Origin of the sequence: Bacillus hominis (genome assembly GCF_018332515.1) — a bacterium.
GTDB lineage: Bacteria > Bacillota > Bacilli > Bacillales > Bacillaceae_G > Bacillus_A > Bacillus_A hominis.
The window spans coordinates 1-22,966 of the sequence record NZ_BOQD01000119.1 but is presented as its reverse complement, the minus strand read 5'-3'; the positions used below and the strand labels follow the sequence as shown (position 1 = coordinate 22,966).

23 protein-coding genes and 1 pseudogene are annotated in these 22,966 nt (G+C 34.4%); 7 read left to right on the top strand and 17 right to left on the bottom strand.

The window, feature by feature from the left end; all coding sequences use genetic code 11:
* Positions 1 to 89: 89 nt before the first annotated feature.
* The 7 genes from KI356_RS13350 to KI356_RS13320 all read right to left on the bottom strand — a co-directional run bounded on the left by KI356_RS13350 (position 90) and on the right by KI356_RS13320 (position 7,497).
* Positions 90 to 1,190: an ABC transporter ATP-binding protein gene (locus KI356_RS13350; protein WP_212935652.1), complete on the bottom strand. Its 1,101-nt coding sequence runs from the start codon at positions 1,188 to 1,190 to the stop codon at positions 90 to 92.
* Between the two features lie 64 nt (positions 1,191 to 1,254).
* Positions 1,255 to 1,962 (bottom strand): HAD family hydrolase, encoded by a 708-nt coding sequence (locus KI356_RS13345; RefSeq protein WP_212935651.1) that lies wholly within the window; start codon positions 1,960 to 1,962, stop codon positions 1,255 to 1,257.
* On the bottom strand, positions 1,955 to 3,382 hold the full coding sequence (locus KI356_RS13340) for a CehA/McbA family metallohydrolase (protein WP_212935650.1): 1,428 nt from the start codon (positions 3,380 to 3,382) through the stop codon (positions 1,955 to 1,957). The genes KI356_RS13345 and KI356_RS13340 overlap by 8 nt, the downstream gene beginning before the upstream one ends.
* A gap of 79 nt (positions 3,383 to 3,461) precedes the next feature.
* Entirely contained in the window at positions 3,462 to 4,823 is a 1,362-nt protein-coding gene (locus tag KI356_RS13335) for an extracellular solute-binding protein (protein ID WP_212935649.1), read from the bottom strand.
* Positions 4,824 to 4,848: 25 nt separating this feature from the next.
* On the bottom strand, positions 4,849 to 5,667 hold the full coding sequence (locus tag KI356_RS13330) for a carbohydrate ABC transporter permease (protein WP_128280386.1): 819 nt from the start codon (positions 5,665 to 5,667) through the stop codon (positions 4,849 to 4,851).
* A gap of 10 nt (positions 5,668 to 5,677) precedes the next feature.
* Positions 5,678 to 6,544 (bottom strand): carbohydrate ABC transporter permease, encoded by an 867-nt coding sequence (locus tag KI356_RS13325; RefSeq protein WP_098767629.1) that lies wholly within the window; start codon positions 6,542 to 6,544, stop codon positions 5,678 to 5,680.
* 164 nt (positions 6,545 to 6,708) lie between these two features.
* Positions 6,709 to 7,497, bottom strand: a complete 789-nt coding sequence (locus KI356_RS13320; RefSeq protein WP_128280387.1) for a DeoR/GlpR family DNA-binding transcription regulator — start codon at positions 7,495 to 7,497, stop codon at positions 6,709 to 6,711.
* A gap of 377 nt (positions 7,498 to 7,874) precedes the next feature.
* Here KI356_RS13320 and KI356_RS13315 point away from each other — a divergent pair, with 377 nt between their 5' ends.
* Positions 7,875 to 8,573 (top strand): peptidase E, encoded by a 699-nt coding sequence (locus tag KI356_RS13315; protein ID WP_128281506.1) that lies wholly within the window; start codon positions 7,875 to 7,877, stop codon positions 8,571 to 8,573.
* A gap of 57 nt (positions 8,574 to 8,630) precedes the next feature.
* On the opposite strand, the gene KI356_RS13310 is transcribed toward KI356_RS13315, so the two are convergent.
* The 3 genes from KI356_RS13310 to KI356_RS13300 all read right to left on the bottom strand — a co-directional run bounded on the left by KI356_RS13310 (position 8,631) and on the right by KI356_RS13300 (position 11,485).
* Positions 8,631 to 10,040 (bottom strand): MATE family efflux transporter, encoded by a 1,410-nt coding sequence (locus tag KI356_RS13310; RefSeq protein WP_212935648.1) that lies wholly within the window; start codon positions 10,038 to 10,040, stop codon positions 8,631 to 8,633.
* Positions 10,041 to 10,268: 228 nt separating this feature from the next.
* Positions 10,269 to 11,033: a DUF2087 domain-containing protein gene (locus tag KI356_RS13305; RefSeq protein ID WP_128281508.1), complete on the bottom strand. Its 765-nt coding sequence runs from the start codon at positions 11,031 to 11,033 to the stop codon at positions 10,269 to 10,271.
* Between the two features lie 290 nt (positions 11,034 to 11,323).
* Positions 11,324 to 11,485, bottom strand: a complete 162-nt coding sequence (locus KI356_RS13300; RefSeq protein ID WP_002118090.1) for a hypothetical protein — start codon at positions 11,483 to 11,485, stop codon at positions 11,324 to 11,326.
* A gap of 163 nt (positions 11,486 to 11,648) precedes the next feature.
* Between KI356_RS13300 and KI356_RS13295 the strand changes: the two genes are divergently transcribed.
* Together KI356_RS13295 and KI356_RS13290 are read left to right on the top strand one after the other, a co-directional pair.
* Positions 11,649 to 12,071 (top strand): PH domain-containing protein, encoded by a 423-nt coding sequence (locus tag KI356_RS13295; protein WP_212935647.1) that lies wholly within the window; start codon positions 11,649 to 11,651, stop codon positions 12,069 to 12,071.
* 231 nt (positions 12,072 to 12,302) lie between these two features.
* Entirely contained in the window at positions 12,303 to 13,652 is a 1,350-nt protein-coding gene (locus KI356_RS13290; RefSeq protein WP_212935646.1) for an FAD-binding oxidoreductase, read from the top strand.
* 50 nt (positions 13,653 to 13,702) lie between these two features.
* On the opposite strand, the gene fumC is transcribed toward KI356_RS13290, so the two are convergent.
* The 4 genes from fumC to KI356_RS13270 all read right to left on the bottom strand — a co-directional run bounded on the left by fumC (position 13,703) and on the right by KI356_RS13270 (position 18,379).
* On the bottom strand, positions 13,703 to 15,091 hold the full coding sequence (fumC, locus tag KI356_RS13285) for a class II fumarate hydratase (RefSeq protein WP_002118079.1): 1,389 nt from the start codon (positions 15,089 to 15,091) through the stop codon (positions 13,703 to 13,705).
* Between the two features lie 123 nt (positions 15,092 to 15,214).
* Entirely contained in the window at positions 15,215 to 16,618 is a 1,404-nt protein-coding gene (gene nhaC / locus KI356_RS13280) for a Na+/H+ antiporter NhaC (protein ID WP_002118077.1), read from the bottom strand.
* A gap of 497 nt (positions 16,619 to 17,115) precedes the next feature.
* Complete coding sequence (gene fbpA / locus KI356_RS13275; RefSeq protein ID WP_212935645.1) at positions 17,116 to 17,286, bottom strand: Fur-regulated basic protein FbpA; 171 nt, start codon at positions 17,284 to 17,286, stop codon at positions 17,116 to 17,118.
* Between the two features lie 193 nt (positions 17,287 to 17,479).
* Positions 17,480 to 18,379: a cation diffusion facilitator family transporter gene (locus tag KI356_RS13270; protein WP_212935644.1), complete on the bottom strand. Its 900-nt coding sequence runs from the start codon at positions 18,377 to 18,379 to the stop codon at positions 17,480 to 17,482.
* A gap of 190 nt (positions 18,380 to 18,569) precedes the next feature.
* On the opposite strand from KI356_RS13270, the gene KI356_RS13265 reads away from it, so the two are divergent.
* Entirely contained in the window at positions 18,570 to 19,643 is a 1,074-nt protein-coding gene (locus KI356_RS13265) for a beta propeller repeat protein (RefSeq protein ID WP_128281513.1), read from the top strand.
* Between the two features lie 46 nt (positions 19,644 to 19,689).
* Here KI356_RS13265 and KI356_RS13260 read toward each other — a convergent pair whose 3' ends face one another.
* Complete coding sequence (locus KI356_RS13260; protein WP_002118069.1) at positions 19,690 to 20,517, bottom strand: PP2C family serine/threonine-protein phosphatase; 828 nt, start codon at positions 20,515 to 20,517, stop codon at positions 19,690 to 19,692.
* Positions 20,518 to 20,641: 124 nt separating this feature from the next.
* On the opposite strand from KI356_RS13260, the gene KI356_RS13255 reads away from it, so the two are divergent.
* The 3 genes from KI356_RS13255 to KI356_RS13245 are packed head-to-tail and all read left to right on the top strand — an operon-like array spanning position 20,642 to position 22,258.
* A complete protein-coding gene (locus KI356_RS13255) occupies positions 20,642 to 21,052 on the top strand; it encodes a MarR family winged helix-turn-helix transcriptional regulator (protein ID WP_128281518.1) in 411 nt (136 codons plus the stop codon).
* Positions 21,036 to 21,365, top strand: a complete 330-nt coding sequence (locus KI356_RS13250) for a DUF3147 family protein (RefSeq protein ID WP_002118065.1) — start codon at positions 21,036 to 21,038, stop codon at positions 21,363 to 21,365. The genes KI356_RS13255 and KI356_RS13250 overlap by 17 nt, the downstream gene beginning before the upstream one ends.
* Entirely contained in the window at positions 21,317 to 22,258 is a 942-nt protein-coding gene (locus KI356_RS13245; protein ID WP_212935643.1) for an alpha/beta fold hydrolase, read from the top strand. Before KI356_RS13250 ends, KI356_RS13245 begins: the two co-directional genes overlap by 49 nt.
* Before the next feature lie 23 nt (positions 22,259 to 22,281).
* On the opposite strand, the gene KI356_RS13240 is transcribed toward KI356_RS13245, so the two are convergent.
* On the bottom strand, positions 22,282 to 22,656 hold the full coding sequence (locus KI356_RS13240) for a hypothetical protein (RefSeq protein WP_000461761.1): 375 nt from the start codon (positions 22,654 to 22,656) through the stop codon (positions 22,282 to 22,284).
* 89 nt (positions 22,657 to 22,745) lie between these two features.
* A pseudogene (locus KI356_RS13235) lies at positions 22,746 to 22,966 on the bottom strand (histidine phosphatase family protein); the annotation flags it as partial.

Genomic DNA, 22,966 nt, shown 5'->3' with positions numbered 1-22,966 from the left:
CTGTAAATTAAAGGATAATCGACTTCTTTACTATACATTTAATTGTAGTATTTGAAGAAACTTTAAAATATAATCACCTTAATTAATATCTATAAAACAATCCGTTTCTCAGTTTCTGAATCGAAATAATGAACTTTGTCCATGTTTAAACCTAACTCTATATTTGATTGACTTTGCACATCTAAAGAAGTGTCCACACGAGCTACAAAGGATTGGCCATTAATGTTAGAATATAGATATGTTTCTGCCCCCATTAATTCTGCTACATCAATCGGTACTGTTACTTTTGCGTTATATGATAAAGCCTCGATTGCTTTTCCATAATAAAAGTCTTCTGGACGTATTCCTATTATGATTTCTTTATTCGTATAGCCGTTATTTCGCAAGCCTTTCACCTTCTCTTCCGGCACTTCAATTTTCCACTTATCAATCATAACTGCATTATCTGTTAATACTCCTTTGAAAAAATTCATTCCAGGAGAACCAATGAATCCGCCAACAAATACATTATCTGGATTATCATACACTTCTTTTGGTGTACCGACTTGTTGTACAATACCATCTTTTAGGACAACTAGGCGCGTTGCCATCGTCATAGCTTCTATTTGATCGTGTGTAACATACACAGTTGTTGTTTGCAGGTGCTTGTGTAATTTTGTAATCTCAGCACGCATTTGAACACGCAACTTCGCATCTAAGTTTGATAAAGGCTCGTCCATTAAAAATACTTTTGCATTTCGAACAATCGCTCGGCCTAAGGCAACACGCTGACGCTGCCCACCTGAAAGTGCTTTTGGCTTTCGGCTTAAATACTGCTCAAGCCCAAGAATTTTTGCTGCATGTTGCACACGCTTATCAATTTCTTCTTTACTATACTTTCGTAGTTTTAATCCAAATGCCATGTTTTCATACACACTCATATGTGGATAAAGTGCATAGTTTTGAAATACCATTGCAATATCTCTATCTTTCGGCGAAATATCATTTACACGTTTTCCGTCAATATAAAAGTCGCCCTCTGAAATCTCCTCAAGTCCTGCAATCATACGTAATGTTGTAGATTTCCCACACCCTGAAGGGCCAACCAAAACGATAAATTCTCCATCATTTACTTCTAGGTTAAAATCTTTTACGATTGTCACATCATGATCATATTTTTTGTAAATGTTTTTGAATGATAGTTGAGCCATAATATCCTCCTAGAATTCGAGCTGTTTTTATACATACTGTTTTTGAAAATACTCAGGGCACTTTTTATAAAATCTTCGAAATATCCTTCATACTGTCTAAAATATAATCCGCTTTCCCTTCTAAATCTTCCTTCCTGCTCGCACCCGATAAGACGCCCACTACTTTAATGTTACTATTTCTCGCAAATGTAACGTCTGTTAATGTATCACCTACCATTAGCACATCTTCTTCAGTTAATGAAAATTTTTCTTTAAACATATGATAAAAGTCACTTTCAGGTTTTGTTCTATTCACACCGTCATCTGCACCTAAAAAATCTACATAATCATATAACTCAGTCATTTTTAGAGAATGAATCGCTGCATCAACATCGTCTGCCGTAACAACCCCAATAATATATTCATTGTCTTTTAAATATCGTAACGTTTCCTTTGCACCTTCCACTTCTGTAAATACAAGATCATCTGCTGTAGAGTACTTTTTGAATAGAAGACATACATTTTGAATAAAATCCCCTTTATTCACATGTTGATTTTCTAATAACGAATACCATGCAGCCGCAATAAAGTAATTTGTGCGACAAGCTAGTAAACTCGTACTCTCAAAATTGTTATCATTCATACCAATAATCGTTAAGTAGTCATCTCGTTTACTTTTTTCATTTGGATACGTTTGAAATATATCATCTAACACACGATGCACAATTTTGTACCAAACTGAATCTAACTGTATTAATGTTCCATCTTTATCAAAAATAATTGCTTTATTCACCTTTTATTCCCCCTATAACTTCATTCCATGTTTTTATATTTTTATACTGAACTTTATTATGAATAGGATTAATAAACGCTACTAATTCGTCCTCTTCCCATCCCTCAACTCTAGCGTACGCCCCTTCATTTAAAGAGAATGCAAAGGTTACATCGCTGCCAGATTTTTGTTCAATTATTTGCCCATTTATTACTAGTCTCCACTCACACGGTTTGTCAGTAGAAATGTTGTAAATAATATTTCCTTTAGCCTCATCACCGACATAAATCGTTTCACCTTCGTTTTGAATATCTATCGCTAGTTTTCTAAATCGAGAGAAATAAATCCGTCCCTTTTTGATCGCAAATTTTAAGTTTTTAATTGATAAACCGTTACATAATACATATGTTCCTGGATCACCGTAAATGGATGGGTCTTTTGATCCTGGGAATGTTTTAGACGGATGTAAATGAGAATCACTTCCTCCTATTCCCCAGATTTTAAGACCATTTGACCACATTTGATCGAAACAACGTAAAGCTTCTAAAGTAGATGATTTACTTTTTTTATAAGTTGGATCACACATAATTTCCATCGTATGAACATTTTCTAGATTTATATTCACTTGGTTCGCCCAAGGCTTCATAAACGGATGATTCACACTCAATAAATAGCCTTTTTCTTTCATGAGTGAAAATAGTGCATTCATTTTTTCAGCGCTAAATGATTCATCTACATACTCTGTAAAATCAATGAATTCTCTTATACCAAATATGTTGTAATGACCGAAAGGAGTTGTAAGTTCCATAGATGGTATAATTAATGTGTTTCCTTTTTGATACGATGGCATAACAATATTGTGCTCCGTCGCATATAAAAAATCTAATTCTTGTTTTTCACATACTTGCATTCCAAGTTCATCATCTATCTCGCCATCTGTTAAATCTGTATGTTCATGAAAATCCCCTTTGTACCAGCGATGTTCTTCATTTACTACCTTATTAAAACTGTCTTCATCGATAAAAACATTTCCCTTACAAAAATGCTCTCTATTATACTTACGTTCCAACTGATCATTCACTACTATATTTATTGTATAGTCAACTTTTTCTCCAGTAAACTTTACTACTTTCTTTGCACAATGAGGAATATAGACGACTTCTAACTCCCAATTACCTGACTGGATTTCTCCTCCAATACAACCAGCGGAACAAAACATTGAATCTTTTGAAACGACTAGTTTTTCATTTACAATTGGAGTTTGGTATTGTATACGTACATAACCGTTAGGGTCTCGCAAGATTAATAAAAGCGGAATTTTCCGGCTGTCCCCTTGATCAATCGTTAATGTAAAGTTTGTAATATCAGTTTCATCCATTTGGAAACAATGTTTATTTTTTACGAATGGAGAGAGTGTTATCATACTTGTTATTTCGATCATCATTCTCACACCTTTTACGTTTTAATGAAGGAATTTCAGAGGCACTTCCTTCGTTAACAAGTACCTCATGTTGGTAATATTACTTCTTCTTCTTCAGAGCTTTATCTAACTCTTCTTGCGCAACTTTAGCTGCTTCATCTAATGCTTTTTTCGCTGGAACTCCTTCAATCTCTACTTTATCTTTAGCTACATTTAAAGCGTCATTAATTTTACCGCCCGTTGGATCTACAAATGGTCCCACTCCAAAATTGTTAGCTTGTTCTAATGGAACTAATGCTTGTGGTTGTTTTTTAACAAATTCAGCATATGGACCATAATCTGTTACATTGTTACGAACAGGGATATAGCCCGTTGCCATTGACCATTCAGCCGTTTTCTCAGTACTTGTCGCAAATTTCATAAAGTCATATGCACCTTTTGCTACTTCTGGGTCAATATTTCTCGTTAATGTGAATAAGTATGTTTCTAATTTTGGCGCTGGTTTATTATTCCCCCAAGCTGGTTGAGGTAATGCTTCAAAAGTGTTAAGACGTTCTTCTTCTGTCATTCCTTTACCTAATGATTTAAAAACAAATGCTTGGTCACCAGATGATCCTGTGAACCCTAATGTTCTACCTTCGACTAAATCAATTACTGTTTTATCCCAATATTCCCATCCAGTTCCACCTGAATGTATTTTCATAATTTTATCCTCATGAAGCCATGTGCGGAATTTCTCCCATACCGTAACCCAAGTATCATCATTAATTAATACTTTTTTTCCATCTTCACTTAATACATTGCCGCCAGCACTGCGGACCGCATCAATTAAGTTTGACGTCCCCCACATTGGCATCCAGCCAGCATATGAAACATTTCCGTTTTCACCACGTTTTGCGACTGTTTTTGCTACCTTTTCTACACCTTCCCACGTCTTTAAATCATCTTTTGTAAAGCCATTTTCCGCTAATGCTTTTTTATTGTAATAAAAGATTTGTGTTGTACCGTAAAACGGAATTCCATATAACTTCCCGTCAATTGTCGCTTGCTCCATAAAACCTTTTCCGTAATCTTCTTTTTTAAATTCAGTATCATTTTTAACAGATTCATCTAACGGTACAATTAACTGTTTTTTAACATATTCTTGAATGACGTCTGAACCTAGTAATGCGATTGCTTCTTGGTTATTCGCTGCAAATCCACTTTGTAGCTTTTGATAAGACTCATCGTAGTTACCCGCTTTCGTCGTTTTCACTACATATTTGTCCTGACTTTTATTGTATTCTTCCACAATCTTGTCTACACCATCTGCAAGAGAACCTCCCACTCCATTTATGAATGGAACAACAACCTTCTCGCCTTCTTTACTCGCTTTAACCGTACTTCCCTTTCCTCCTGAACAACCCGCAAGTGCACTAACAAACAATGTTAAAACTGTTAGAAGCATGAATATTTTTTTCATCCCACATATCCCCTTTAATATTTAATTACCCCTTTATTCCTGAGTCAGTAACACCAGATAAGAACCATTTTTGTAGAATTAAAAATACGATTAAGAGCGGCACCGTTGCGATTGTACTTGCAACCATAATGTGTGACCAATCTCGTCCTAAAGAACTATTAATGAAATAATCAGCAATTCCATTCGTAATTAACTTTTGTGTATTATCTTTCAAAATAAGAGCTGGCCAAATGTAATTATTATAGTTACCAATAAATGTGACCAATCCCAGTGTTACAAATGATGATCGTGTCATTGGGAAAATAATCTTCCAAAGAATACGCCAATCACTTGCCCCATCAATTTTGGCTGCTTCTACTATTTCAAAACCAACTTTGTGGAACGTTTGTTTTAAATAGAAAATACCGAATACGCTAACAGCCATAGAAATCATGTATCCAAAATGTGAATCCAGTAGCCCAAACTTCCCTAACATTACATATACAGGAACATACGATACAGCTCCAGGGATCATATAGGTTGCCATCACAACACTAAACGTAATATTTTTACCTTTAAACTTATAAAATGCCAACATATAAGCAAAAAGTGCTGACGAAACAAGTACATATATAGTAATGATGAAAGAAGTATAGAAACTATTAAATAAATATGTGCTAAATGGAAGGATATCTAATACTTGACGATAATTTTCCCAGTGAAATTCATTAGGCCAAAAACCTCCTTGTAACACTTCACTAGATGTTTTAAACGAACCAAGTACCATCCATATGAATGGAAAAACAAATAGTATACTTGATAACGCTAGAAAGAGATGCTTTACGATTAATGGACCTTTTTTCATATTATTCACCTTAATAGTTCACCCACTTGTCACCTATTATTTTGTTTATAACAGATAGTAGAATTGTAATGATTAGTATGATAAATGCGATTGCTGTCGCAGATCCCATATCAAATTGTTCAAACCCTTGTTGGAAGAATAAATAAAGTAACGTACGCGTCGAACCACTAGGTCCACCTTGTGTTAAAATTTTTATTTGATCGTAAGCTTGCACCGAAGAAATTGTATTGACAACAACTAAGAAGAAAGTTGTTGATGAAACCATTGGCAGTGTTACATATCGAAATTTCTGCCATGCATTTGCTCCATCAATACTAGCTGCTTCATATAAACTATCTGGAACTTTTTCTAATGCACCGATATAGAAGATCATCGTCCAACCAACTAATTTCCAAACTGTCACAATAATGACTGCTAACATCGCTGTTTGACTACTTTGAAGCCAGTCCAAACCTGGTATCCCGAAAAAGTTTAGAACTTTATTAATAACTCCAAATTGAGGTTCATATAAGAGTGACCACACAATGGATACAGCTATGGTTGGCGTTACCCAAGGTGAAAAAATCATTAATTGGTACAATGCGGAACCTTTAAATTTTTTTCGGAAGAATAATGCGAATCCTAAACCTAATGCAATCGTTGGAATCACTGTTCCAATTCCGAAATAAAACGTATTTAGCAATGCTTGCATAAAAGAATCTTGTGTAAATAAATTGAAATAGTTTTCTAAACCAACAAAATTAAAATCATTCGTCATAAAATCCCAATCAGTAAAACTAATACCTAAACTAATGAAATTCGGAATAATCCAAAACAATATTAGAGGTATTCCAACTGGTATTAAAAAGAACACAGCTTTTGATAGTTTTATTTGCATTCTTGCCACCCCCTAATTCATATTGTACGAGTACATTATTAACACAATGTTGTTATTTTGTTAACTAATTGTAAAAACAACAAATTAACAAAATAAAACAACATATAAACAAGAAAAGAAGACTATTTCTCAACTTAATAAGAAATAGTCTTCTTTTAGTTTTTCTATACCGTTATTACTTCAACCCCATTACTTGTTAGCACATTTTCCCACGATTCATCGAGCTTAGCGTTTGTATATAATGCATCTATATCACTAAAACTCCCGCTTTTATAAAACTTTGTTAAATTAAACTTTGACTCATCTACCATCATTACAACTTGTTTTGCATTATTCTTTAACTGCTTATATATTTGTGCATCTTCAATATACGAACATGTTAGTTCTTTTTCTAAAGAAATTCCATCACAAGAAGCAAATAACTTATTAACAGTGAAATGGTCAAGATAGTTTAACGTCATTTCTCCAGACAATGCTAATGAATTTGTATTCAATATTCCTCCAATGACTATTAACCTGCAATTAAAGGAATCATATTGTTCTTTAAGCTCAATAATTTTATTTACAGCTGGTATCGAGTTTGTTAAAATCGTTAAATTCTTTTTATCGTGTATGTACTCTAAAATTTGCATTGTGGTTGTCCCAATTTCAATTGCGATAATATCATTATCTTCTACGAGTTTACTTGCTTCCATTGCAATTTTTCGTTTTTCTTCAATATTTTCAGCTCGACGTTTATCAAAATGAAATTCTAGTGTTTGATCTTTTTTCTTAATTGCACCACCATGTATTTTCGTAAGCTGCCCTTCCTTGTGCAACATATCTAAATCTCTTCGTATCGTTTCTGTCGTAACATTTAATACCTTCGCTAAATCATTCACCATAACTCGGTTGTACTGTTCTAACTCATCTAGTATGTGTTTTCTTCGTTCAAATTGCGTATACGATTTCATTTCATTAACACCTCTTTAAATTACGAAAAATATTGATTTTCTAAAAACTCTTATTATAAAGTGAAACTTTAATCAGTGATCAGTGGGGGTTTTGTTCATCCCCCACTGATTATTAGCCCTCACCAATCGGGCGTTTATGGGCAGCAGGGCTTCCACCTAACTGCTTTGCTCCAGTCGAATTTTGAGCTGGGAGTCTTACTGCCTGCAAATAGCGGGATAAACTGCTTCTAATTCCTTTCTATTTACAGCTATCGACACCTCATGCTATTTCAATATATTGTTTGCTTTATTTCCCCTTATTCATTAAATCACAGAAGGAATGTAACTCCCCACTATCGAATTTTTACATAACAAATATTATTAGGTGGTGCTTTACTATGAAATTAGCTGTCATTGGTGGCGGTGATTTACAAGATCCAAATCACTTGCATATTAATGAACGACTTATAGAATTAACAAATAAACAATACCCAAAAGTATTATTCATTCCAACAGCTAGTCGTGATGATGAAGGATATATAAAGTTATTTTTAGAAACGTTTGAAAAGCAATTACATTGTGAGGTTCAAATTTTACGCATTATAACCGAAACACCTACTAAATATGAACTAGATGAGATGATTCATTCTGCCGATTTAATTTATCTTGGCGGTGGGAATTACGTTCATATGCTTGAACAATGGAAAGAACATAAACTAGATGAAAAGTTACTATTTGCTTTAAAACACGGAACACTTATTGCAGGATATAGTGCCGGTGCGATGTGCTGGTTCACATCTAGTATTCGTTCAGATTATGAAAGTTCTGGTTATATAGAAAGTAGTGGCTGGAGTATTGTTAACAAAAGATTTTGTCCCCATTACAATCAATTAAATAGAATGAATGCCTTCCATACGTTTTTACAAACTCACCAAGGTAATATAGAGGGCGTTGCATTAGAAGATAATTGCGCTTTATATATTACAGAAGGTTCCTTTGAAATTATCGGTGAACCAGATACAGCTTGGGAGTTTTATATGAATAATGGAAAACTCATTAGACAACATTTTGACATAACTTTAAAAAGTTATTTATAAGCATTCATCAACAAAAAATGTCCCCAAGTCTATATGACTTAGGGACATTTTTATCTTTCAGCTCACTAATCGTGTAATTCGTTTCTTCTGCCATGAAAGCTTATAATATGCGTACTGTAATATTAAGCTGACAATGAATGCCGCTGGATACCCAATCCATATCCCTTCTATTCCAAGGCTCGTATGGTAAGAAAGATAATACGCCACAGGTACTTCAACAAGCCAAATTGATACAACACTGATTACAGTTGGCCATAGTACAGTACCACTTGCTCGCATTGTCGCACTAATAATTTGTGCATGACCGAAAATTAAGTAGCTCCATAATGTAATCATGATTAGACTATGAGCAATGTCAATTGTATTTTGACTTGTTAAAAATAGTGCTAAAATATCTCTTGAGAACAAGTAAATAAGAGATATTAATACACCACCGATGACATAATTCATGATAATTCCGGCCTTTACAACTTTCTGCAATCGATCAAATTGATTAGCACCAATTGATTGCGCCGCAAAAATGGAGACAGTAATACCAAGACTAACGGCTGGCATTTGTACATAACTTGCAACTTGGTTCACAACACCATAAGCAGCTGTTGCATCCGAACCGTAACGATTTACAAACGCGATTACCGCAATTTCAGATAATGAAACTAATATCATATTAATACTCGCTGGAATACCAAGTCGTAACAATAACTTTAATAACTCCCAGTCCATACGAAGATATTTTCTTACTGTCCCGTCTAATTGTAGTGGATGATTTTTCTTCTTTAAATACACTAGCATGACAATAAACGTAATAACTGTAGATATAACCGAAGCATAGGCTGCTCCGTAAACATCTAATTTTGGAGCTCCTAACCAACCAAAAATAAGAACTGGCAATAAGATCATATTTAGTGCTGTACTTACGATTAAAAAGTAAAATGGCGTTTTAGAATCTCCTGTACCTCTCATAAATGTTGTGTATGCAAAATATAAAAATAATACTGGCATAGATATAAATAAAATTCTTGCGTAATGCACACTTATTTCAATAATATTTTCTGGCGTTCCCATAAGGCGCATAATATCCATCGCAAAAATACTACCTATTATCGCCAGCACGACTCCGATAATAAAAGTAAACGTCAGCGTCGTACCAACGATAGCTTTTAAGCGCTCTTCATTTTTAGCACCAAATGCCTGACCAATTAAAATTGAACTACCAGAACCAATTCCAATTACAAATGAAACGAGCAGGAAAAATAACGGGAAGAATGCCGATATAGCTGCTAGATCATTTACGCCAAGCCATCTTCCTACTACTACCATTCCAAATAACTGTCCAACTGATTGTAATACATTACTTAAAAGTAACGGCACTAAAAACATGGACATCGATTTCCATATCGGCTTATGTTCCGTTTCTGACTTCTGTGACTCTACACCTTCTTTATTGTTATCTGTAGGTGGGTTCAAATTTCATTTCTCCTTTTATTTAAAATGTGCACGGTTAAATCCGTGCTCAAATAATTGTAATTACTCCAACCATTTCTATACTGTTTGCTCGTTAAAGCAAATGCTTCTTCTACTCACTATTTTCAAATTCATCATAAAACTTTAACATATTTTTCGTATCTGTAATCCTCTATCTCTTTGTATAGTTGTTTTTATTATGTGCATCTCTTCATTTTCTTCGCTTCATTCTTATAACTTCACCCAATATTGGCTTCCATCAGCTGTTCTATCTAAAAAACCATATTCGATTAAATATCTTCTCAAAGTTACAAAATCCGGATATACATTTTCTAAAACTGTATTTACTTCTTTTTCAGTATATTTTTTATTACTATCGAATTTCTTCACTAAATGACGTAATATAATTAATTTACGCTTTTGCTTTTTCGGAAATTTAGAAAGCGGTCCATCCAAACCTTCTGTAAAATGCGCTGTTAAAACTTCAGCATTTTCTTCCTCTGTAATATTGTATCGATCATCCACCATCGTAGCTGTTCTATGAATCGGTACAAATTTAGTTTGAACTTTTGATTTTTCTTCTGACAATTCCATTAACGCTAAAAATACTTTCGCTTGCTTCATTTTCTCTCGCAATGTAAATCGGTGATTACGAATCGTCGACGTGCTCCCGCCATCCATTTCTTTTACAATCTCTTTATCGTTAAGTCCCATATGGAAAAACTGAACCATTTTCTTTTGCAAATCAGTTAAACCTGTAAACTTCTTATCAAGATTTAATAAATATTCAAACATAGACGTATGCTCATTTTGAATATGCAACTGTACAAACTTCTCTGCTTCATACAAAACTTGATTTTCTTGATAAATAACCCCTTTGATAAACGTTTCTCCACAAGCTAAACAAATATACTCCTCTGCTACCTCGTCAAATACATACCCTTTCTTCAATTCCTCTACCGACGCATCCCAAAACTTCTCTGATATATCACTCATACTAAACACTCCTTCAAAAGGTTTATTTAAAAACAAACAAATTACACTAACGTTTATTATCACTTCATCATCTTAACATATAAAAAGTAAACATTTCAATGTTTCGTTTACCTATTTTATAAACTTTTATAAAAATGTTTATCTAAATATGATACCCAGGACTTATCACACCGAAAAACGAATGTATTTTAACAAACTAATTATTATGGGCTGTGAAACAAAACATGACTAATCCTTCCAGCATTCAATTTTAACTACAAAAAAGGTGTTTCCGCATATGGAAACACCTTTTACCTTTTATATATTTTATAAACAACCTCTACTAAAACTTTACTTGCTTGTACAAATACATGTTTTCGATTTCCATCCTCAACGAATCTATTTGAACAACCACTAATCATCATCATACAACTAATTATGACTATTACTTTAATGCTTTTTCTGCAAATCATTTTATGCAACTCCACTTTTGTAAAACTTCATTTAAATTTACCCCATCAAAAAAAGTTTACACGAATAATGAAACGTAAAAATATGTAATGTTGCATATTTTTACGTTTCATTAAAATATTGTGATTTAATTATTTTAATAACTGGTATACCGAGGTGAGTTACTTGAAATTTAAAGCAAAAAAAAATCCATTTCATATCATTTTAATCTCATTGTTTTTAGTTGTTTTTTTCATTTCTCTATTCTTTCAAAATGAGAATTCTATTTTTTTCACTCTCATGATGCTCTTAAATATCGTGAATTTCTCTTCTTTCTATTTTTCTCATTACAAAATAACGGAATCTACCCTTGTTGTTAAACATGGTTTCATACTCCGTACTGAAATTCCATTTGAAGATATACGTCACATTAAATACTCTGGTAAAAAGCTTCGTTCAGAAAATTGGACAAGACAGCAAATAGAAATTCATTATAATTTATTCGACTCAGTAACATCTTTCGTACCACAAGAAGAGGAGAAATTCATTTCACTCTTAAAAGAAAACTGGCCAAATGTAAAAATAATCAATAGTACCTCAAATGAATAGTTTTGTTTGAGACAGTTCTATGCTATTAGGATAACTATATAAGAATTGAATGTCCTCCCAAAGCAAAACTGCCGTTTACATATTTATTCTCCCCTCAGGCTAACTACCCAATAGTTAGTCTGTTTTTTTATTACATAAAGATACTACCCCTCCATCACAAACAAACGATATAAACATACACTATTTCTAAAAAAGTAAACTTCTACACAAAATGAATGAAAGGTGCTTATTATGTATGAGTTAAGTTATGAAGGATTAACAGGTGAAATTATTACAAGATATGATTGTGAGTATGAAGAAGCTAGACAGGAATGGAATCGATCTATTCAAAAATTTCCTTTAGCTATCATTTATTGTTTTACGAAATGGGATGTTAGTAATGCGATTATTTGGGCGAGAAAAAATGAAATTTCTATTCGCATTCGTTCTGGTGGACACCATTACGAAGGATATTCTGTCGGCAACAATGTCCTCGTAATTGATATAAGTAAAATGAACTGTATGCAGCTTAATGAACATAAAAATACATTAGTCATTCAAGGTGGTGTTCAAAATAAACAAATCTATGACTTTATCTCTTCAAGAGGTTATCCATTTCCAGGAGGAACTTGTCCAACTGTTGGAGTAAGTGGATACACTTTAGGCGGAGGTTGGGGCTATTCTAGTAGGTATTTCGGCCTTGGTTGTGACAATTTAATAGAGTTAGAATTAATCGACTATAAAGGTAAAGTAATTACAGCTAATGAAACTTGCCACAAAGACTTATTTTGGGCTTGTCGCGGGGCAGGTGGCGGAAATTTTGGCATCATTGTTTCGTTAACTTTTAAACTCCCTCCAATAGTTGATAAAGTTACTTTCGTTGAACTATATTGGCCTAACGCTTCAGTAGACATCCAAAAGGAATTTCTTCACACATGGCAAAAATGGCTAGTAAATTTAAATAGTAAAATGACAATTGGTGCGAGCATATACAACTCTGCTGCGGAAGGACTTGCAATGTATGGACGAGGTTTATATTACGGTACCCCTGAAGATGCAGCATTCATTTTACAAGATTTAGTCAATATAAAGGGTGTGAATGTGAATTTACAATATATTAGTTTTCTTGAAGCAATGGACATTGTACAATCTTCATATCCACCGTCTGAACAATTTAAATCTACAGGCCGGTTCGTTCATAAACAATATAACGAGGAAGAAATCGAAAAAATTATTAGTTTAATTGAAGATAGAGCCTCCGGCAGTATTTTTGCAGCTATAAGTCTCTACCCCCTTGGAGGAAAAATTCAGGATATAAGTAAAGATGCGAGCGCTTTTTATTACCGCGATGCACATTATATTTTAGGCATCCAAACTATATGGGAAGATCCGATTTTTAAAAAGGATAATTCCCAATGGTTAGAAAAACGATTTGACTATATAGAATCCATAACAGAAGGCTCATTCGTCAATTTCCCATACAGCGATTTGAAAGATTATATGAACGCTTATTATGGAACACACGCGAATAAATTAAGAAAAATTAGTAAAAAATATGACCCTTTATGTGTATTTACTTTTCCACAAGGAATTAAAAATTAATATGCGATAAAAAAGCCAAGATTCTAAACTAAGAACCTTGGCCTCTTCTATTATTCTTTCGGAGCAATCATTTTTTTCGGGTCTACAATTTCATCAAATTGCTCTTCTGTTAGTAATCCTGATTGCAGTGCTGCTTCTTTTAAAGTTAATCCATCTTTATGAGCATGCTTTGCAATTTTCGCAGCATTTTCATACCCGATATGTGGGTTTAGTGCGGTTACAAGCATTAATGAACGATTTACATTTTCATTAATTACTTCTTCATCTGCTTCAATGCCGACTGCACATTTATCATTAAATGAAACAGTTGCATCAGCTAGTAAGTGAGCAGATTGCAGGAAGTTGTAAGCGATAACTGGTTTGAATACGTTTAGCTCAAAATTACCTTGGCTCGCAGCAAATCCAATTGTTGTGTCATTCCCCATGACTTGTGCTACAACCATTGTTAGCGCTTCGCTTTGCGTTGGATTTACTTTCCCTGGCATAATAGAGCTTCCTGGTTCATTTGCAGGAATAATAATTTCCCCAAGACCACTTCGTGGACCACTTGCAAGCCAGCGCACATCGTTAGCAATCTTCATTAAATCAGCAGCTAATGCTTTTAATGCTCCGTGTGCAAATACAACTTCATCATGGCTCGTTAACGCGTGGAATTTATTTGGTGCAGAAACAAATTGTTTACCTGTAAATAGACTAATTTCTTCTGCTACCATCTCACCAAATTTAGGGTGCGCATTAATTCCAGTTCCAACCGCAGTACCCCCAATTGCTAACTCTTTCATATATGTATTGCTGTCTGCAATCATACGCTCTGTTTTTTCAAGCATACGGTGCCATCCGCTAATTTCTTGTCCTAACGTTAAAGGTGTTGCATCTTGTAAATGCGTACGACCGATTTTAATAATATGTTCAAATGCAGTTACTTTTCCTGCTAATGTTTCTTTTAATTTCGTAATAGCTGGTAATACATGATTTTCTACCGCAATTACACACGCTACATGAAGTGCCGTTGGGAACGTATCATTTGAACTTTGAGACATGTTCACGTCATCATTCGGATGAATATGTACGTCAGATCCCTTTTCTTTCAAAATTTGATTACCGCGGTTTGCAATTACTTCATTTACATTCATATTCGATTGTGTACCACTACCTGTTTGCCATACGACAAGTGGAAAATGTTCATTCCATTTTTCTGCGATAACTTCATCAGCAGCTTCCACAATTGCTTGTGCTTTTTCTTCTGATAACTTCCCTAATTTTTGATTGCTAATCGCTGCACTCTTCTTTAAAATCGCAAATGCTTTTACAATTTCAAGCGGCATATGCTCTGTTCCAATCGGAAAATTTTCCTTACTACGCTGTGTTTGTGCTGCCCATAATTTATCAGCTGGAACTTTCATTTCTCCTAATGTATCTCTTTCAATTCTGTACTCCATTTTTTCATCCCCTTGAAAATAAAATACCTACATTTCTTATTTTAACAGACTTTCATCCAAATGATAAGAATTCTCACTCTTATATAAAAAAAAATACCTTCCGCCATCGCAGAAGGTATTTTTTTATGATGCTTGCTTTCCTTTTTCAGCGTCATCTACATACCAAATGAATTTGCCTGTATATCCGTAAATAACTGCCAAAATTAATGAAACGAAACTTAACCACATAAACGGAACGTATGAGAACGTTGCCACACCTAAAATACCAGCCATAAAAATACCATTATCCGACCACGGAACCATACCAGAAGTTAACGTTCCCCCTACTTCTGAGTTACGCGCTAATACACGGCGGTCTATTTTTAATTTATCATAGCTATCTTCCATAATCTTCGGTGTTAAAATAAGTGATACGTACATCGCACAACCGAATATATTCGCTAAAAATGCTACGATTAATGTAGACAATGTTACATTACCTGCAGAATTTAATTTCTTCTCAAATTTTGATACGATTACTTTTAGAACACCTAGCTTTTCAAGTAGTCCACCAAAACCTAAGCCGAAAATAATAACGGCCACTGAACCAAGCATACCGTTAATTCCACCACGATTTAATAACTTATCGACAAACTCAACGCCAGATTGAATTGAGAATCCGTTATATGCTGTTCCAATTGCCTCTCCAAAGTGCATTCCTTGGAAAAGAGTTGCCCAAATTGCACCAATTAAAGCTCCCATAGCAATTGTTGGCATAGATGGTTTCTTCATCGCCAATAGCACAATAACGATTACAGCAGGAACAAGCATCCATATTTTAATATCAAAGTGTTTTAATAAAGATTCTTTTAAAAACTCTACTCTATTTAAATCTACATTATCCCCGCCATACATCCATCCAGCAACAGTAAACATAATGCTGGTAATAATATAAGCCGGAACGTCTAATACGAGCATAGCTCGAACGTGAGCAATAACATCTACTTTCGCCATAGAAGCTGCAAGAACTGTGCTATCAGAAAGTGGTGATAATTTGTCTCCAAAATAAGCTCCTGAAAGAACTGCACCCGCAACAAGCGGCAGTGGTAATCCAAGCCCTTCACCAATCGCCATCATAGCAATACCTGCTGTTCCTACTGTTCCCCAAGATGTTCCTGTCGCGATAGAAGTTATCGAACAAATAATTAATGTTGCCAATAAGAATATGCTAGGGTGAATGAATTCTAATCCGTAATAGATTAATGTTGGTACTACCCCACCAGCAATCCATGTTCCAATTAAAGCACCTACTGCAACTAGAATAAGTATTGCTTCTAATCCGTTAGAAATTCCTTTCGTAATTGCATCTTGCAATTCTTGATAACGAAATCCTAATCTTAATCCAAGCGCAATTACTAAAAACCATGAAATAAATAGCGCTAATTGAATTGGGAGATCAAAAATCGTTTGGAAGGAAAAAACAACAGCAAGAAATAGTAATAAAAGAATTATAATTTCTGGCATCGATGGTAATCTTACACTTTTCATTTCTTTCTCTCCTTACAAGTCGATAACATGACGTATGTCGTCTTACGTGTATGTAGTGTACAATTAGCGAAGACAAAACAAAATTTTCATATTATTTCGATTTATTTTTCCAGTATAATATATTCACAACCCTTTCTATTGTAAAAGTAGATTGCGCTTTTCGCAATGAAAAATATAAAAAATGTTATATTTTTATTTCTTTAAAAAGAACCATCAAATAATAATAACCTTTTTAATATTTGCCATAACAAAGATTTGCACCGCTGTTCTCAGCTCATATGTAATACTTATATTTCCTCGTATTCAAAAGAGCACACATCATTTATTACAATACAAGGGCTGGTGAATCGATTGCGGCATTACCTAAAGCTAAAAAAAATCAAATTAAAAATCCTGCTAGTATTTCAACACCAACCGCTCTACAATATTTTTTCATAAACAAAAAAGAGCATGTTACACTTTTATGTAACATGCTCTTTCTTTACTACTCTATATGGCTATGCCTGAATGTCTGCAAATTCTTCAATATGCTCGTACTCTTTTTCCAATTCCTCTAAAGAAAGCTCGTATAATTGCCGATCACGAACTTTAAACACCCCTGCTCCAATTAACTCATCAATTAAGTGCCTCTTACGATTTTCAACAGTAAAACGGAGTTGACTACTCATCTTTTAAAAAACTCCTTCCTACGATCATTGAAAATGATAATCTTTATCAATTACCACTTTTGATTATAAAAGATGATTCTTAATAAGTAAAGTAATCTTATGAAATATTTACCTTACAAAGTATTTGTGGCCACATTATATATATGTATGCCACGCGAAGAATGTTATGACACTTTTTCGTACCCTTTTTCTTTCATACTTTGCAAGTTGTCTCACTATGATTAAATTCACCCTCAATTTCTACTTGAATGGTGACATGTTCTACATGAAATTCTCTCTTTAATACATCCATTGCTTCTTTCAATACACTTTGCGTTTCATTACCTTTAATAATAAGATGGCAAGTTAACACTTGAAAATCTGATGTTACAGACCATATATGTAAATCATGAACTTCTTTTACAATCGTAATATTTAATAATGTATTTTTCACCTCTTCAGCATCTATGTGCTGCGGTGCGCCTTCCATTAATATATGAACTGTATCACGTGTTACACGCCATCCACTTATAATGACTAAAATAGACACAAGAATACTAGCAACCGCATCTGCGGCATTCCAATCAAAAAATTTAATAAGCAACGCAGCAATAATTGCTCCGACTGAACCTAATAAATCGCCTAGTACGTGTAAGAAAGCACTTCTTAAATTCAAATTACCTTTCACATCTCCGCCTCTCATTAATATCCAAGCTGATAAAATATTAATAAGCAAACCAAGTACAGCAATAATGAGCATTCCATTACTAGCAATCTCAACTGGTTCTTTAAAACGACGAATTGCTTCAATAAAAATGTATATAGAAATGACAATAAGTACGACACCGTTACATAATGCCGCTAACATTTCGACTCGCTTATACCCGTATGTTTTTGCAGCCGTTGCTGTTTTTTCTCCAAGCTTGAACGCAAGTAAGCTCAGCGCTAAGGATACTGCATCACTTAACATATGCCCCGCATCAGATAATAGTGCTAAACTATTTGTTACAAATCCACCAATAACTTCAGCAATCATAAAACTGGTCGTTAGTAGGAAGGCAATTAGTAACGCCTTTTTATTTTTCGAATGACCGTGATCATGTGAATGTCCCATACTAATGCTCCTTTAAGTGCAATATCTGTATGCTAGTATGCGACAAACTCCCTACCTTTATCCCTCTTCCTTCCGTATACACTCTTCGCTTCTTTTCAAACAAGTCCTTTTTCTCAACAAAAAATAAGACTACTTCTTTTTTAGTTTCATATTGTTTACTAATGAAGAAAATTTGAAGGAGGTTATCAAATTGAAACGATTATTTCTTTGTATGGAACGTGAACTTGTTTTAGTAAAAGAACGACATGGTAACTATGAAACCACATATCATTTACAAAATATGCAACCTACCTGTATTGCCGTGGATCCATTCCAAACGAATCGTGTATATTGCGGGACATTTGGACGAGGTTTATGGCTAAGTGACGATGGCGGAGATGCCTGGAGACCGATTGGTGATTCTTATCGTTATTTTGATTTCCCGAAAGAAGATGGCATTTTACATTCTTCCATCACTTCCATCACGGTAAGCTCTAATGAACAAGTTAACGGATATGGCGTCGTTTATGTAGGCACAGAACCTAGTGCTTTATTCCGTTCAGAAAATGGCGGAGAAACGTGGACTGACCTTAAAAATATGAAATCATTATTATCTTCCTACACGTGGGCTTTCCCGCCTAGACCTTTTACACATCACGTACGCTGGATTACAGTTGATCCAAACAATCAACGTACAATTCACGTTTCAATCGAAGCTGGTGCTGTTATTCAAAGTAACGATAACGGACACACCTGGATTGATAAAAAATTCGGTGCTCCTATCGATGCCCATCAGTTATTTATGCACCATGATGCCCCAAATCGCCTTTATGCATCATGCGGTGACGGGTTTATGAGTGGCCCTGATCGTGCATATCTTGAAAGTTATGATAATGGGAACAGCTGGATCTCATGTAGCGAAGGACTCGAACAGCATTATCTATACGGCATGGCTATCGATCCAGCTGATTGCGATACAATTCTCGTTTCTGCCGCACCGAGTGCTGATCTCGCTCATCACCGCGTTCCTTATGAATCTTATATATATCGAAAAACGAAAGATACTCCTTTCAAGCAAGTACAGCAAGGACTACCATCTGCAATCGGTACGGTCATTTCGATGTTTGCTACAAATCCAGCCGAACCACATACGTTTTACACTTTAAATAACAATGGCGTGTTTCAATCCGTTGATAGCGGAGAAACGTGGGAACAACTAAACATTCCATGGAAAGAGGAGTATAAAACACAGCATCCCCATGCGTTACTCGTTACTAGTTCTTAACAAAAAAGAGTTCAAGGACAAAAAACCTTGAACTCTTTTTCATTTATTAATTAGCACATTGTCTATTTTCAGTATCGATGGACCATCCAATAATAGTGGCACAATCTCTACCTTTCCACTGAAGTACATTTGTTAATACAGGCTCAATCTGTAAAGAAGTTCCGTCGTGTAATATTTCTACTAAAGATTGATCATCATCAAACTTTCGTTTATCACATTCTAAAATACCATCTGTTGCCATTACAATATGATTCTGACCTTTTTCTAATCCCCTTATCCCTGATGTAAAGCAAGGTGTATTCGCTGCAAAAACATTTTTTCTTCCTATATATTCATAGTTCTTACGCTTATTTAGCCTACCTTTTCCATTTTTCGCTTGCTCTGAATGGAATAAATACGCGAAGCAATCACCAACTGATAGCCAATATAAGAACTCACCTTTTCGTAAACAAATTAAACATGCAAGTTCCTCATCATCTTGGTCACATTTCTCGATAAATAGTTCATCTGTAAATAACGCTAATAAATACATATGTGTATGATGAAAAGCTAAATGGATTGGGTATGAGAATAACTCTTTTAGTTTTTCTTCTCTTTCTGAGATCGCTTCTATTATATAATGTATATTTTTCGTTTTATGATGTGTATCAAAAATCATAACAAATTCAAATTCTAATTTCGGATCCCACCAAGCTAGCACTGCATCTCCTCTTTCATATGCATCACTCTCTTGATTTCCTCCATATACGCCGACTGAAAGAGGACCACATTTTTCAACATGTATTTGATCTACATACATCTTTTCATGACTAATCCATTTAAATGTATTCACAGCTATCATCCTCTCTCTTGCTAAATGTATACCTTTACACATAGATTACCTTATATTTCAATAAAAATAAACTTTTTCAACATTTATTATGAAAATAACAGGATTTTAATTCTTACACAGCGAATATATCTTATAATACGATATAAAAATCAGGGGGAATTATAATATGAAAGACATTAATCCACATTGGGAGACAATCTACTACCACTTACGCTATGAATATGAAGACAATCTTTCTCATCAAGCAATTCGTATTTTACAAATCACTTCTCGGGAGAAAGATATAACAATTGGAAAAATTGCTTCTGAACTTGGTTTATCTCATAACACAGCGTCCGAACATGTAAAACGCCTTATTCAAAAAGGATTTATCATTAAAGAAAGAAATAAACAAGATGAAAGAGTTGTGAACCTTACATTAACGAAAGAAGGAATTGAAACATTAGAAAAGCATACTTTGCTAGATAAAGAAAAGATACAAATATTAAAATCAAAGTTATCAAAAGAAGAGCAACAATTAATAGAAAAAGCCTTTTCGTTATTAGCTACGGAGGCAAAATATGCATTTCCTCGTTAAAGTAATCGTTTCCGCACTTATTATCGGCGTTATTACTGAAGTCGCTAAACATTATAGTACGATAGGCGGTTTTATTGCTGCCCTTCCTCTTGTGAGTTTACTTAGTTTATTTTGGATTTCTTTCGAAGGTGGGAGTAAACAAGAGTTAAGTCAATTCGCTTTAGGCGTATTATATGGATTTCCTGCATCTGCATTACTATTATTTATTGTTTATATCGGTTTAAAGAACTCCTGTTCACTTAGTACATCTATACTCTTCGGCATATGTGCCTGGTGTATCGTCTTTACTTGCCAAAAAGTATTTCAAGCTTAGGGGGTATTACTATTAATAGATCAGTAGAGATATTTGGACAAAATGTAGAAGTATATATGAGAGGTAGTAGTAAACAAACTGTAGTCATTCAAACAGGAATGGGATGCTCATTTTATGATTGGCTTCCTATTATCGAAAAGCTTTCACAAAACTATACAGTCATTTCATACCATCGCCCAGGTTATGGAGAAAGTGAGCTGGGAACTAATCCATGTACAACAATGCAAGTTGTAAAAGAACTACATATGTTACTACACGAACTAGATATTTACGAGCCAATCATTTTAATCGGTCATTCCTATGGAGGTTTATGCGCACAACATTTTGCGATATTCCATGAGGATCAAATTGAAGCACTTATTTTAGTTGATTCTACTTCCATGAACTTACACCGATTAGATGAGCTTCATTTACCAGTTTCTGATCAAACCGATTCTGATGATATTTGGCTACAAAAATATCGTACTTACTCCAACATGGATGCAGATGCACTTTATACTGAACTAAAACCTATGCTCGTCAATACAACAAAACAGCATATCAAATTTTCTACATCTCCTTCATTATATAAAACGATAGCTTCTGAACTGTCCGAGTGGAAAAATTGTGCTCGCTCAATAAAAAAACAACATAAAACATTAGAAATACCATTAATTGTTATCGGTAGAGATCCTCAATATTCTATTGCCCAATTGATTGAGGGCGGTATGCCAAAAGAAGAAGCTACACAACTTGAAGATATGTGGCAAGAACTTATTCGTGAACAATTAAATCTCTCAATAAACAGCCAATACATTTTGGCTGAACATGCTAGTCACGGGATAGAAAACGATCGTCCAGATGCTATCATTGAAGCCATTCACTCATTGTATATAAAAAAAGGAAGCAACTAAAGCTGCTTCCTTACTTATCTATTCTATTCATAGTCTTCTTCGTCATCATCAACTTCTTCATAATACGAACTCCCATTGCTTACATATATAGGACCATTCGCAACATCAATACGTAATACCCATGCCCATGGCACAGCTAAACGTTTATGTATTGCTCTCCAAAAATTCATTGATTTTCTTTCGTACTCCTGGAACTCCTGAAGTAACTCTTTATAGGAGGAACCGTCTAACTGAATATTTGCTTCTAATAAACGAGAATGGGCATAGTACTGTAACTCTAGTTCAGCAGCAATCTCCATTTCTTCTTCCGTTGCCATACCTATAATTGCTCCATCTGCTGGTGCGATTTCATATACGTTGTGAACTTCAATAAGCCCTTCTTTCTCTTTCTCAAACATGTAAACAGCCTCCTTTAACCAATATTTTTTATGTTACAAAGTCATACTTCTACAATACTTTCTCTCTTTCCTCTTTTTTTGATAAACTTTTACAAAATGTTTGTCTGATGACCGGTTTTTTCTATTCTTTCAGCAGAAATGAAATCATTATTATCAAAAATCAATTTATACACATCGGGCATATGAAGTGTTTTCCAAAACTGAAAATCATATTTCGAATCAAAATAATTCATTATTAATACCATAATATTTCCATGAGTACCTATTACAATATTCTTCCCTTTATATTTTTTAAATATATTTTGCATAC

Excerpts from the sequence above, each read along its gene's own strand:
- KI356_RS13350 (WP_212935652.1), bottom strand. The coding sequence starts at position 1,190 with ATGGCTCAACTATCATTCAAAAACATTTACAAAAAATATGATCATGAT.
- KI356_RS13340 (WP_212935650.1), bottom strand. The coding sequence starts at position 3,382 with ATGATCGAAATAACAAGTATGATAACACTCTCTCCATTCGTAAAAAAT.
- KI356_RS13335 (WP_212935649.1), bottom strand. The coding sequence starts at position 4,823 with ATGAAAAAAATATTCATGCTTCTAACAGTTTTAACATTGTTTGTTAGT.
- KI356_RS13330 (WP_128280386.1), bottom strand. The coding sequence starts at position 5,667 with ATGAAAAAAGGTCCATTAATCGTAAAGCATCTCTTTCTAGCGTTATCA.
- KI356_RS13325 (WP_098767629.1), bottom strand. The coding sequence starts at position 6,544 with ATGCAAATAAAACTATCAAAAGCTGTGTTCTTTTTAATACCAGTTGGA.
- KI356_RS13320 (WP_128280387.1), bottom strand. The coding sequence starts at position 7,497 with ATGAAATCGTATACGCAATTTGAACGAAGAAAACACATACTAGATGAG.
- KI356_RS13315 (WP_128281506.1), top strand. The coding sequence starts at position 7,875 with ATGAAATTAGCTGTCATTGGTGGCGGTGATTTACAAGATCCAAATCAC.
- KI356_RS13305 (WP_128281508.1), bottom strand. The coding sequence starts at position 11,033 with ATGAGTGATATATCAGAGAAGTTTTGGGATGCGTCGGTAGAGGAATTG.
- KI356_RS13300 (WP_002118090.1), bottom strand. The coding sequence starts at position 11,485 with ATGATTTGCAGAAAAAGCATTAAAGTAATAGTCATAATTAGTTGTATG.
- KI356_RS13290 (WP_212935646.1), top strand. The coding sequence starts at position 12,303 with ATGTATGAGTTAAGTTATGAAGGATTAACAGGTGAAATTATTACAAGA.
- fumC (WP_002118079.1), bottom strand. The coding sequence starts at position 15,091 with ATGGAGTACAGAATTGAAAGAGATACATTAGGAGAAATGAAAGTTCCA.
- nhaC (WP_002118077.1), bottom strand. The coding sequence starts at position 16,618 with ATGAAAAGTGTAAGATTACCATCGATGCCAGAAATTATAATTCTTTTA.
- fbpA (WP_212935645.1), bottom strand. The coding sequence starts at position 17,286 with ATGAGTAGTCAACTCCGTTTTACTGTTGAAAATCGTAAGAGGCACTTA.
- KI356_RS13270 (WP_212935644.1), bottom strand. The coding sequence starts at position 18,379 with ATGGGACATTCACATGATCACGGTCATTCGAAAAATAAAAAGGCGTTA.
- KI356_RS13260 (WP_002118069.1), bottom strand. The coding sequence starts at position 20,517 with ATGTGTAAAGGTATACATTTAGCAAGAGAGAGGATGATAGCTGTGAAT.
- KI356_RS13255 (WP_128281518.1), top strand. The coding sequence starts at position 20,642 with ATGAAAGACATTAATCCACATTGGGAGACAATCTACTACCACTTACGC.
- KI356_RS13250 (WP_002118065.1), top strand. The coding sequence starts at position 21,036 with ATGCATTTCCTCGTTAAAGTAATCGTTTCCGCACTTATTATCGGCGTT.
- KI356_RS13245 (WP_212935643.1), top strand. The coding sequence starts at position 21,317 with ATGTGCCTGGTGTATCGTCTTTACTTGCCAAAAAGTATTTCAAGCTTA.
- KI356_RS13240 (WP_000461761.1), bottom strand. The coding sequence starts at position 22,656 with ATGTTTGAGAAAGAGAAAGAAGGGCTTATTGAAGTTCACAACGTATAT.